At 68.5% G+C, this 10,900-nt stretch carries 14 protein-coding genes; 4 read left to right on the forward strand and 10 right to left on the reverse strand.

Translation table 11 applies throughout. The annotated features are described in order from the left end of the window. Nucleotides 1–11: 11 nt before the first annotated feature. The 3 genes from AC5P7A_RS12170 to AC5P7A_RS12180 are packed head-to-tail and all read right to left on the reverse strand — an operon-like array spanning nucleotide 12 to nucleotide 2,062. The gene (locus tag AC5P7A_RS12170; protein WP_014648944.1) at nucleotides 12–449 is read right to left on the reverse strand and encodes a hypothetical protein; all 438 of its coding nucleotides are present in this window, start codon (nucleotides 447–449) and stop codon (nucleotides 12–14) included. Then, nucleotides 446–1,075, reverse strand: coding sequence for a leucine efflux protein LeuE (gene leuE, locus AC5P7A_RS12175; protein WP_005411716.1), 630 nt, complete (start codon nucleotides 1,073–1,075; stop codon nucleotides 446–448). Before leuE ends, AC5P7A_RS12170 begins: the two co-directional genes overlap by 4 nt. 15 nt (nucleotides 1,076–1,090) lie before the next feature. Further along, nucleotides 1,091–2,062, reverse strand: a complete 972-nt coding sequence (locus AC5P7A_RS12180) for a LysR family transcriptional regulator (RefSeq protein ID WP_014648943.1) — start codon at nucleotides 2,060–2,062, stop codon at nucleotides 1,091–1,093. 91 nt (nucleotides 2,063–2,153) lie between these two features. On the opposite strand from AC5P7A_RS12180, the gene AC5P7A_RS12185 reads away from it, so the two are divergent. Next, nucleotides 2,154–3,161 carry a zinc-binding alcohol dehydrogenase family protein gene (locus AC5P7A_RS12185; protein ID WP_014648942.1) on the forward strand — a complete coding sequence of 336 codons (1,008 nt, stop codon included), beginning with the start codon at nucleotides 2,154–2,156 and terminating at the stop codon, nucleotides 3,159–3,161. 64 nt (nucleotides 3,162–3,225) lie between these two features. Here the strand turns inward: AC5P7A_RS12185 and AC5P7A_RS12190 are convergent, their stop codons facing one another. After that, nucleotides 3,226–3,828 (reverse strand): glutathione S-transferase family protein, encoded by a 603-nt coding sequence (locus tag AC5P7A_RS12190; RefSeq protein WP_180834715.1) that lies wholly within the window; start codon nucleotides 3,826–3,828, stop codon nucleotides 3,226–3,228. A 55-nt stretch (nucleotides 3,829–3,883) separates the two neighbouring features. Here AC5P7A_RS12190 and AC5P7A_RS12195 point away from each other — a divergent pair, with 55 nt between their 5' ends. The 3 genes from AC5P7A_RS12195 to AC5P7A_RS12205 all read left to right on the forward strand — a co-directional run bounded on the left by AC5P7A_RS12195 (nucleotide 3,884) and on the right by AC5P7A_RS12205 (nucleotide 6,575). Next, complete coding sequence (locus tag AC5P7A_RS12195; RefSeq protein WP_014648940.1) at nucleotides 3,884–5,452, forward strand: DNA recombination protein RmuC; 1,569 nt, start codon at nucleotides 3,884–3,886, stop codon at nucleotides 5,450–5,452. 61 nt (nucleotides 5,453–5,513) lie between these two features. After that, complete coding sequence (locus AC5P7A_RS12200) at nucleotides 5,514–5,903, forward strand: hypothetical protein (RefSeq protein ID WP_423179725.1); 390 nt, start codon at nucleotides 5,514–5,516, stop codon at nucleotides 5,901–5,903. Between the two features lie 126 nt (nucleotides 5,904–6,029). Next, on the forward strand, nucleotides 6,030–6,575 hold the full coding sequence (locus AC5P7A_RS12205) for a glutathione peroxidase (protein ID WP_014648938.1): 546 nt from the start codon (nucleotides 6,030–6,032) through the stop codon (nucleotides 6,573–6,575). A gap of 84 nt (nucleotides 6,576–6,659) precedes the next feature. On the opposite strand, the gene AC5P7A_RS12210 is transcribed toward AC5P7A_RS12205, so the two are convergent. From AC5P7A_RS12210 to AC5P7A_RS12235, 6 genes are read right to left on the reverse strand one after another with little or no spacing between them, the layout of a single operon-like run. Then, a complete protein-coding gene (locus AC5P7A_RS12210; RefSeq protein ID WP_481440563.1) occupies nucleotides 6,660–7,670 on the reverse strand; it encodes an MlaA family lipoprotein in 1,011 nt (336 codons plus the stop codon). A gap of 1 nt (nucleotide 7,671) precedes the next feature. Next, a complete protein-coding gene (locus AC5P7A_RS12215; protein ID WP_014648936.1) occupies nucleotides 7,672–7,983 on the reverse strand; it encodes an STAS domain-containing protein in 312 nt (103 codons plus the stop codon). Further along, a complete protein-coding gene (locus AC5P7A_RS12220) occupies nucleotides 7,973–8,641 on the reverse strand; it encodes an MlaC/ttg2D family ABC transporter substrate-binding protein (RefSeq protein ID WP_014648935.1) in 669 nt (222 codons plus the stop codon). The genes AC5P7A_RS12215 and AC5P7A_RS12220 overlap by 11 nt, the downstream gene beginning before the upstream one ends. Beyond that, a complete protein-coding gene (gene mlaD, locus AC5P7A_RS12225; RefSeq protein ID WP_014039020.1) occupies nucleotides 8,638–9,162 on the reverse strand; it encodes an outer membrane lipid asymmetry maintenance protein MlaD in 525 nt (174 codons plus the stop codon). The genes AC5P7A_RS12220 and mlaD overlap by 4 nt, the downstream gene beginning before the upstream one ends. A 59-nt stretch (nucleotides 9,163–9,221) precedes the next feature. Beyond that, a complete protein-coding gene (locus tag AC5P7A_RS12230) occupies nucleotides 9,222–9,971 on the reverse strand; it encodes an MlaE family lipid ABC transporter permease subunit (protein ID WP_005414955.1) in 750 nt (249 codons plus the stop codon). After that, a complete protein-coding gene (locus AC5P7A_RS12235) occupies nucleotides 9,971–10,759 on the reverse strand; it encodes an ABC transporter ATP-binding protein (protein WP_111205879.1) in 789 nt (262 codons plus the stop codon). Before AC5P7A_RS12235 ends, AC5P7A_RS12230 begins: the two co-directional genes overlap by 1 nt. Nucleotides 10,760–10,900: the final 141 nt, after the last annotated feature.

The raw sequence follows: 10,900 nt of genomic DNA on the forward strand, positions 1-10,900 counted from the left end.
GTTGGCATGCTTCAATCGACCACGCGCGCCGCTACGCCTCCCGGCCAGTGGCAGCCATCCTCCTGCCACGCCTGGCTGTCATCGTGGAAGGTGGTGCGACGGCCATCACGGGCGCGTTCGTAGCTCAGATCCAGTACCAGCGCGCCCTGCGTGCTCAGCAGGTAGCGGCCGTTGAGGCGCCCGTCGATGCGCTCTTCCCACACGCTGTCGAACTGGTACGGGCGATCTTCGGCCAGCACCGTGGTCTCCATCGAGATCCGGTGCAGGGGCAGGCGCTCGCGCTGGCCGGCGTAACGCACGTCGGCCCGGCCGTCTTCCAGCCAGCGCCATTCCAGGTGGATGTTGTCGTTGCGACCGCCCGTCAGGCAGCGATGGTCCTGCACGGTGCCGGCAGAGGCGGCACCGGCCAGCAGCAGGGTCATGCCGAGCAGTGGCAGCCGCCCGTTCATCCGTTCAGCCCCAGGCGGATGCCGAACCCCACCAGGAACAGGCCGGCCACGCGACGCAGCGCATCGCTGATCCGCGGGTGCTGGATCAACCGGCGGCGGGCCAGGTTGCCCACGCCGATCAGCATCGAGCAGTAGGCGATACTGACCACCAGGATGATGCCGGCCAGCGCGGCGAAGGTGGCGATGCCCTGGTGCGCCTTCGGATCGATGAACAACGGCAGGAAGGCCATGTAGAACAGGATCGCCTTCGGGTTGAGCAGGCTGACCAGGATCGCCTGCTGGAAGTAGCGGCCGGGTTGCATGCGGATCGGGCCGGCGTCGCCGCCCTCGTGCTTGGGCGTGCGCAGCAGGCTGATGCCGACCCACACCAGGTAGGCCGCGCCGAGGTACTGCACGGCGTGGAATACCAGAGGATTGGCCTTCAGCAGTGCGGCCACGCCGGCCAGCGCCAGCCACATCAGGATCTGGTCGCCGACCAGCAGGCCGGCCAGTGCGGTGTAGCCGCCGCGCACGCCGCCACGGCCGGTGGCAGTCAGCAGCGTGAAGGTACCGGGACCGGGCAGGGCGAGAAACACCAGCACGGCGACCAGAAACGTCCACAGGTCCTGGATGCCCATCCACGGCATGGCGGTGCTCTTCTGTTACGGGGGGCCGCCATTGTCGGCCAGCGCTGCGGCGGGCGACAGGGGGCCGGTGGGGCCAACCGGCATCCCGGACAGCAGCGGTTGCAGGTGCTGGCGCAGCTGCGCGTGCAGCTGCCGCACGGCGGGTGAGAACTGCTTGCGATGCGGGCACACCAGCTGCAGCGGGATGCTGCTGCCAACGCCGTCCAGCAGCACCTGCAGGCGCCCGGCCAGCACATCCTCGCGCAGGTCCAGCCAGGACTTGTAGGTGATGCCTTCGCCGGCCACGGCCCAGCGCCGCACCACGTCGGCGTCGTCGCAGACCAGCGGGCCGCGTACCGGAACCACGCTGCGGCGCCCGTCCACCTCGAACGACCAGCGATCGTAGGCGCGGCCATTGAGTTGATAGACCAGGCAGTCGTGCTCGCGCAGATCCTCCAGGCGCGTGGGCGGGCCACGCCGCTGCAGGTAGCCGGGCGAGGCGGCCAGCACGCGCCGGTTGCCTTCCAGCAGGGGCAGGGCTACGTAGTTGGCGTCATCGAAGTGGCCGATGCGGATGGCCACGTCGACCGGTTCGCGGAACACGTCGGCGACCTCGTCGGACAGGCGCAGGTGCAGGCGCAGCCGCGGGTGCGCGGCGCGGAACGCGCTCAGCCAGGGCAACAGCAGGTTGCGGCCGAAGTCCGACGGCGCCGACAGCTGCAGGATGCCGTGCAGCTCGGTGTCCTCGCCCTGCACGCGGGCCTGGCCTTCGCGCAGGGTGGCCAGCACCTCCTGCGCATACGGCAGGTAGAGCGCGCCCTCGCCGGTCAGGCGCAGGCTGCGGGTCGTGCGCACGAACAGGCGCAGGTCCAGCTCGCGCTCCAGCCGTGCCACCGCCGCAGCGACCTGCCCGGGCAGCAGGTCGGCCTCGCGGGCGGCCTGCGAGAAGCTGCCCAGCGCGGCAGTGCGGACGAACAGCTGCAGATCGTCGAAGCGGATCATCTTCATCGTCAGAGTGAAAGTGCTGCCCGATTCTGCGCCTTTCCGAGGGAGCGCGCGCGGCGCAACCTGTCGCCTCCTTCCCCACTGGACCGCTGCCATGCGCGCCATTGCCTATACCCACGCCGGCCTGCCGATCGATGATGCCCGGGCCCTGATCGACATCGAACTGGAGCTGCCGCAGCCCGGCCCCCGCGACCTGCGCGTGGCGGTACGCGCGGTGGCGGTGAACCCGGTCGACACCAAGGTCCGCCGCGGCGTGGCCACCGATGGCCCGCGCGTACTGGGCTGGGATGCGGTCGGCATCGTCGACGCGGTGGGCAGCGAGGTGACCCTGTTCCAGCCCGGCGACGCGGTCTACTACGCCGGCGTCATCGACCGCCCGGGCAGCAATGCCGAGTACCAGCTGGTGGACGAGCGCAGCGTCGGGCGCAAGCCGGCCAGCCTCGATGATGCCGCCGCCGCGGCGCTGCCATTGACTGCAATCACCGCCTGGGAGCTGCTGTTCGACCGCCTGCGCATCCCCGAGGGTGGTGGCGAGGGCCAGACCCTGCTGGTGATCGGTGCTGCCGGTGGTGTCGGTTCGATCCTGGTGCAGCTGGCGCGGAAGCTGACCAGGCTGACCGTGATCGGCACCGCCTCGCGTCCGGATACCCAGGACTGGGCATACGCAATGGGCGCGCACCACGTGATCGACCACCGCCTGCCGCTGGCCGAGGGACTGGCGCGGCTCGGCATCAGCGAAGTGCAGCATGTGGCCAGCCTGACCCACTCCGACCAGTACTACGCGCAGATCGTGGAACTGCTGGCGCCGCAGGGCCAGCTGGGGCTGATCGATGATCCTGGCCAGGTGGACGTGATGGCGCTCAAGCGCAAGGCGTTGTCACTGCACTGGGAGTCGATGTTCACCCGGCCGCTGTACCGCACCGCCGACATGCAGCGCCAGCACGACCTGCTGAACCGTGTGGCCGAGCTGATCGACACGGGCGTGCTGCAGACCACGCTGGGCGAGCACTTCGGGCGCATCGACGCGGCCAACCTGCGGCGCGCCCACGCGCTGCTGGAGAGCCACCGCGCCAAGGGCAAGATCGTGCTGGAAGGCTGGTAACGCCGGATCGTTCCCGCGCCCTTGGGGTCAGATATCTTTCCCGGGAAAGGATCTGACCCCTGCCTCAGGCCACGCCGTTGTCGACGTGTTCGGCGAAACCGGGCTGCTGGCGCAGGCGCTCGAACCAGGCGCCCACGTGTGCCAGCGCCGGCTTGTGGCCCGGTGTGCTGCGCCAGCGCTGGGTCGACAGCCCGAGCACGATGTCGGCGAGGGTGAAGGTGTTGCCAGCGGCGTAGCCGCCAGCGGCCAACTGGGCATCAAGCACGCCCATCAAGCCGTTCCACTGGGCCAGGCTGGCCTCGGCGCGGGCATCGTCCGGGTAGTCCGGGTGCTGGCGCACGCGCGCCATGAACACGTGCCGCCAGGCACTGTTGAGGTCGCTGGCCTGCCAGTCCATCCATTGTTCGACCCGCGCACGATCCTGTGCCGCGCGGGGCAGCAGGTCATCACGGCCAGCGCGTACGGCCAGGTAGCGGCAGATGCTGTTGGATTCCCACAGCACGAAGCCGCCATCGCGCAGCACCGGCACCTGCCGGTTCGGGTTCAGTGTGGCCAGCAGGTCCGCCGGCGGCGCTGGCTCGTGGTGAAGTGGCAGGTCGAGGCCGGCGCACAGCCAGAGCACCTTGCGCACGTTGATGGAGGTGGGTTTTCCGTACAGAGCGAGCATGGGGGCTTCCGGGGCAGACCGACCCAGCCTAGCGCAGCGGGGCTAAACTGATCGCATGAATATCGAAGTCCTCATGATCCTGGCAGTGGTCCTGCTGCTGGCGACCCTGGTCGCGCTGGTGCTGCTGTGGCGTCGCAGTGCTGGCGGTGCACCCTCCGACGAACTGCAGCGGCTGCTGGACAGCGAACGCGAACAGCATCGCCTCGCCCTGGTCGATGCCGGCCAGCTGCGCGGCCGCCTCGATGCGCTGAGCGCTGAACTGGAGAACGAACGGAGCCGCAGCCAGCAGCACGCACAGGCCGTCACTACGCTGACCGCCCGGGTGGAGCGCGAAGCAGCGCTGTCGGCCAGTCGCGAAGCACAGCTGGCCGAACGTGAAGCGGCCCTGGCGCAGGCGCGCGCTGCCGTTGCGGAGACCAGCAGCGAGTTGCAGCAGGCGCAGCAGCGCTACCAGCAGTTGCACGGTGAACATGCCCGCGCGGTGGCCAATCTGCAGCACTCCGAACGGGCCAGTGCCGAACTGCGCAGCTATCTTGATACCGCCAAGGAAAAGCTGTCGGGCGCCTTCGCCGAACTGGCGGGCAAGGTGTTCGACGAACGCGGACAGCAGTTCGAGAAGAACGTGCGGCAGGCGACAGTGCAGTCACGCGCGGACATCGAGGGGCTGCTCAAGCCGTTCGCCGACAAGCTGGGCGATTTCCGCACCCGCGTCGATACGCTGTATGGCGAGGAAGCGCGGCAACGCGCCAGCCTGCTGGGTGCGGTGGGCGAACTGAAGACGCTCAACCAGGACATGGCGGCGCAGGCATCGGCGCTGACGAATGCGCTGAAGGGCAATGCCAAGGTCCGCGGCGACTGGGGCGAGCTGATGCTCGACAACGTACTGCGCGGATCGGGGCTGGAAGAGGGCGTGCACTACCAGCGGCAGAAGCATGCCGTGGATGACGAAGGTGCGCGCCTGCGACCGGACGTGGTGGTGCAGTTCCCCGACGAACGCAGCGTGGTGATCGACAGCAAGGTGAACCTGATCGCCTGGCAGGAAGCCATGAATGCCACTACCCCGGAGCAGTCGGAAGACGCGTTGCGCAGGCACGCGGTTGCGCTGCGCCAGCACGTTAAGGACCTGGGCGAGAAGAATTATCCGAAGGCGTTGGGCAGCGAGACGCTGGACATCACCATCGCCTTCGTTCCCATCGAGGGTGCCTTGTCAGCCGCACTGGGCGCCGATGGCAGCCTGCAGGCGTTCGCCTTCGACAACCGCGTGGTGTTCGCCTCGCCCAACACCCTGATGGCGCTGCTGCGCGTGGCCGAGCGCCTGTGGACGCGCGACAAGGTGCAGAAGCAGGCGCTGAAGATCAGCGAGGCCGGCGGTCTGGTGCTGGACGCCCTGACCGGGTTCCTGCAGGACTTCACCGCCATGGGCAAGAAGCTGGACGATGCCGGCAAGGCCTACGCCGATGCGCGCAATCGCCTGATCGATTCGCCGCAGTCGGCCATCAGCCGCGCCCGTCGGCTTGCCGAACTGGGCAGCAAGGCCAAGCGCGCGCTGCCCCCGGAGCTGACCCCGGACCCGATGCAGCAGCTGGGCGCGCCGGAGGACGACGAGGACGGCAATGCGGGTTGACACGTCCCGTGCACCTGCGCCTGGCTATGCTGGGCACCCTGAGTCCGTGGCGGGTATCGACATGTGCTTGCGCTCCTGTGCCGTTCTTGTCCTGGCTGCGTTGCTGGCTGCGTGCAGCAGCACGCCCCCGGTCGCCGACACGGCTACGGCCGCTCCTGCGCCGGAAGCCAGCGAGGCCTACCGCGAAGCACGTGACGTCGACTGCCAGGCCGCTGGCGGCACGCTGCAGCGGCTCGGCCGCCTGCAGCGCGAGCAGTGCGTGATTCCCTATGCGGACGCCGGCAAGGCCTGCAGCCGCAAGAGCGACTGCACGGGCCAGTGCCTGGCCGGAGCCGAGGTGGCCGCCGGCAGTGCCGCCACCGGTACCTGCCAGCGTGATGTGCGCCAGAACTTCGGGTGCCGCCAGCGCATCGATGATGGCAAGGCGCAGGGCACGATCTGCGTGGACTGAATCCTGCCTGTAGAGCCGAGCCCACGCTCGGCTGCCATACCATCAGCCGAGCATGGGCTCGGCTCTACAACAGCGCGCGCGGCGCTATGCTGGTGGGCCATTCCCCGCCGTAGCCGGAGCCCCCGCGTGAGCACCCCGATCCAGGACATTCCCCTCACCACCATCGACGGCCAGCCGTCCTCGCTTGCCGACTACCAGGGCAAGGTGCTGCTGCTGGTCAACGTCGCCTCCAAGTGCGGCCTGACCCCGCAGTACGAAGGCCTGCAGGCGCTGTATGCGGAAAAGCACGCGCAGGGCCTGGAAGTGCTGGGCTTCCCCGCCAACAACTTCCTTGGCCAGGAGCCGGGCAGCGAGGCCGAGATCCAGCAGTTCTGCCAGCTCACCTACGATGTCAGTTTCCCGATGTTCTCCAAGATCAGCGTGGCTGGCGAGGACACCCACCCGCTGTACCAGCAGCTGACCGCCGCGCAGCCGCAGTCGATCGGCGAAGGCCCGCTGCGTGAGCGCCTGGCCAGCAAGGAGATCCCGATCCATCCGGCACCGGCGGTGCTGTGGAACTTCGAGAAGTTCCTGGTCGGCCGTGATGGCAAGGTCGTCGCACGCTTTGCCCCGGACGTGGCCGCCGATGACGCGCGCCTGCGCGAGGCCATCGAGGCCGCGCTGGCGGCCTGAGCACGGCGTGCCAACCAGGGTTGGCACCCACCGGAAAAGAAAAACCCCGCCGAGGCGGGGTTTTTCATGCACCGTCGCGCGGCCTCAGTGGGTCCACTGCGGCATCGGCATCGCATCGACGGGGATCGGCGAATTGGCATCGTCATGGCCGCGGTCGCGCTTGCTGCGCAGATCGTTCTCGATCTGGTAGTTGCGGCGCTGCATCCAGGCATCGCGGACCAGGGCGTATTCGTCCACTGCGGTGTCGCGCAGATCGTCGATCGCCAGCAGCTGTGCGCGGGTGTCGACCAGCTGCAGGCCCTGCAGGCCGATGCGGATCTTGTCTTCCTCGACGCGCCGGATCGGCGACAACGGGATGTCACCGGCCAGGCCGAACACGTCGCGTACGGTACGCGGGCCGAAGAACGGCAGTTCCACGTAGCGCGAACGACGCCAGCCCCAGGCACCCAGGGTCTGGCCGAAGTCTTCATTGCGACGCGGCACCATCGCCTTGCTGGCTGGATCGAACAGGCCACCGATGCCCAGCGTGCTGTTCATCAGGAAGCGGCCGAGGCTGTCCCACGCATCGGCACCACGGCCCTGCAGCAACTGGTTGGTGATGGTCACCGGCGCACGCAGGTTGCTGAAGAAGTTGCTGACGCCGGTGCGCGCGAAGCGCGGCACCACATGGGTATAGGCGGTGGCCAGCGGGCGCGCCACGCCGCGGTCGACCGCATTGTTGAAGGTGTGCACCTTGCGGTTGAACGGTTCCCACGGATCGTAGGCCGCCGCGTTGCCGGTGTTGCCGGTACCACCATAGAGGGCGTCGAAATCATCGTCGCCGGCGGCGGCGGTGGACGCTGCGGCCTTCGGTGGGCTGGCCTCTATGCCCTGCGGCGCAGCCGTCGGCGCTGAAGCGGTGGGCGCGGCAGGGTTGGCCACGGAGGCGACCGGAGCAGCGTCGACCCCGCCGGTGTCGGCCGTTGCGGCCGGAGCAGCGGGGCCGGGCGCAACCACGGTGCTGGCGACCGGTGCATCGCTGCGCGCGGGCTTGCCGGCACAGGCGGTCAGGGCGGTGGCCAGGAGGATCAGGGGGAAAGTGCGTACGACGTTCATGTCAGCTCGCAGCAGAAGTAGCGTTGAAATCCAGGTCGGGCGACAGCCGGTAGGCTGCGCTCAGCTCGTTGAAGCCGGCGGGCGCGCCGGAGATGGCCAGCGCATGGCCCGCCTTGCGTGCACGGGCCGCCAGCTCGGCCAGCAGCGCCAGGCCGGCGCTGTCCACGCGCTCGACCTCACCCAGCTCCAGCCGCGCCAGCTTGGCCGGCAGGGCCTGCAGCTGCGGCCACAGTGCGATCACCGCGGCACGGTCAAGCACCCCGCGCAGGCGCAGGGTGTCGCCTTCCAGCAGCGCAAGTGCGTTACTTGCCATTGCCGGCGGGCCCGGCCTGCATGCTGCCGCTGTGCAGCTCGCTGGCTACCTGCTTGATGCCCTTCTGGCGCAGCGGGGTATCGAACTGGTTGCGGAAGGTCTGCACGTAGGAGATGCCTTCGATGTTGACGTCGAAGATCTTCCACTGACCGTTCACGTTGCGCATCCAGTATTCGACCGGGGTCGGTTCATTGCCGGCGCGCACCAGTTCGGTGCTCACGCGCACGCCACGGTTGCCCGGCAGCGGGCTTTCACCCTTCAGGCGGAAGCTCGGCTTGCCCTGGATGTTGAGCAGGGTCGAACCGTAGCGCTGCATCAGGCTGTCGGCCATGGCATCGGCGAACAGCTTGATGTCGGCATCCGAGGCGCCGCGGGCGTGCGGGCCCAGCACCAGGCGCGCGGCATAGTCGCGATCGAAGGTGCGGTTCAGTTCGCTGTCGATGTAGCTGCGCAGGCTGGCCGGGTTGCTGCTGAACTCGCTGCGGCGCTGCTGCAGGGTGGTGAGGATGCGCGTGCTGGCATCGATCACCACCTTGCCGGCCTGGCCCTGCGCCGCGGCAGCGGCGGGGGCGGGAGCGGTGGCCTGGGCCTGGGCGAGGAATGGAGTAGCCGCCAGCAGCGCCGAGGCGAGCAGGGCCGGGATCAGTTTCATCTTCATGGTTGCGGTTCCGTTGCAGGCGCCTGCGCGCCATCGTTGGGCTTCTGGCCTGCGCCACCACCGGCGCCGCCACTGAACATGTACTTGCCGACCAGCTGGATCAGGTCCACCGCCGGCTGGGTGAAGACGATCTCGTCACCGGCCTTGAGCACGTCCGGGTCACCGCCCGGCTGCAGACCGATATAGCTCTCGCCGAGCAAACCACTGGTGAAGATGCCGGCCGAGGTGTCCGCCGGCAGGTCCTTGACCTTGCTGTCCATGCGCAGGGTCACGATGGATTCGAACTTCACCGGATCCAGGTCGATCGAGGCGACCTGGCCGACGGTGACGCCGCCGATCTTCACCGGCGCCTGCTTGCGCAGCTGGCCGACCTGGGAGAAACGCGCCTTCAGCTCGTAGCCCTGGCTGCCCCAGCTCCAGCGCTGGTTGGTCGAGGCCACGGCCAGCACCATCAGCGAGGCCAGGGCCAGCAGCAGGAAGGCGCCGACGGAGAATTCGAGTCTGGGACCGCGGATGGCCATGTGGATTACCTGATCGAGTCGTGGTGGCCGCGCGCGCCTGCGCACCGCCGGTGGAGGGGTTAGGTGAACAACATTGCCGACAGCACGAAGTTGAACATCAGTACCAGCAGCGAGGCGTTGACCACCGCACGGGTGGTCGCCACCGAGGTGCCCTCGATGGTCGGCTCGGCGTGGAAACCAACGTAGGCGGCGACCAGCGCGGCGGTGCCGCCGAAGATCGCCGACTTCAGCATCGCCACGCCGAAGTCATCCCAGAAATCGACGCTGTTGCGCAGCGCCGACCAGAACACGCCATTGTCCAGGCCCAGCACGTGTACCGCTTCGAAGTAGCTGGCACTGATCGCCAGCGAACAGAAGATGCCGGTCAGCAGGGGTACGGTCAGCACCGCCGCCCAGAAGCGCGGCGCCACGGCCTTGGCCACCGGGTCGATCGCCATCAGCTCCAGTGCCTTGATCTGGTCGGTGGCGCGCATCAGGCCCAGTTCGGCGGCGATCGAGCTGCCGGCGCGGCCGATGAACAGCAGCGCGGTCAGCACCGGTGCCAGTTCGCGGTACAGCGACAGGCCGAGCAGGGTCGACAGCGCGTCGGCCGCACCGAAGGTGGTCAGCGTGCGGTAGCCCTGCAGGGTCAGCACCAGGCCGACGAAGGCGCCACCGACGGCGATGATCGGCAGCGAGCGCGCGCCGATCTTGTAGATCTCGCGGGTCAGTTCGGCCAGGAAATCACGGGTCGGCAGCGAACCACGCAGCACGGTCAGCGAGAACAGGCCGGCGCGGCCGAGCGAGCGGGTGGCTTGGACGAACGGCATCAGGCGACCCTCGCGCGCGGTGCGGCATCGAACGGGATGGGGCCATCAGGCTGGCCGTGCAGGAACTGCCGCAGCAACGGGTCCTGGCTGGACTGCAGCGCCTCGGGCGTGCCCTGGAACACGATGCCGCCATTGGCGATGGCGATCACCTGGTCGCAGATCGGCAGGGTCTCGTGCACGTGGTGGCTGACGATGATGCTGGTCAGGCCCAGGCTGTGGTTGAGGCGCTGGATCAGGCTCATGATCACGCCAGAGGCGATCGGGTCCAGCCCGGTCAGTGGCTCGTCGTAGATCATCAGCGGCGGGTCCAGCGCCAGCGCGCGGGCCAGCGCGACGCGGCGCGCCATGCCACCGGACAGCTCGCGCGGCCAGGCATCGGCAGCGGCCAGCAGGCCCACCGCATGCAGCTTCATTTCCACAAGGCGGCGCAGCACGGCGGTCGGCAGGCCGGTATGCGTGCGCAGCGGCAGCGCGACGTTTTCGGCCACAGTGAGGTCGGTCAGCAGGCCGTTGCCCTGCAGCAGTACCCCCACACTCTTGCGCATTTCCAGCAGCGCGCCGCTGTCCTGCGGAATCGGCTTGCCGAACAGGGTGACCTCGCCAGCCACCGGGCGCAGTTCGCCGGTCAGTGCCGCCAGCAGGGTCGACTTGCCGCTGCCGGACGGACCCAGCACGGCCGTGATGCTGCCCTTGGGCACCTGCAGCGACACGTCGCGCAGGATCGTGCGCCCGCTCCGGTCGATGCGGACGTTGGATAACTGCACCAGACTGGAGGTGGAAGCCGACATGGGCACCATTAACGTTTTTTAGACATCGAAGGATCGGGCCCGTCGGCTGAACATAAGCAGACTGGACGGTCCAGTATTGTGGCACGGCAAGATCCCTGCCAGGCCGGGATAATCGGCCGGCAGCCCGGAACAATCCGTACC

Source organism: Stenotrophomonas sp. YJH_SMC_65 (genome assembly GCF_059369475.1).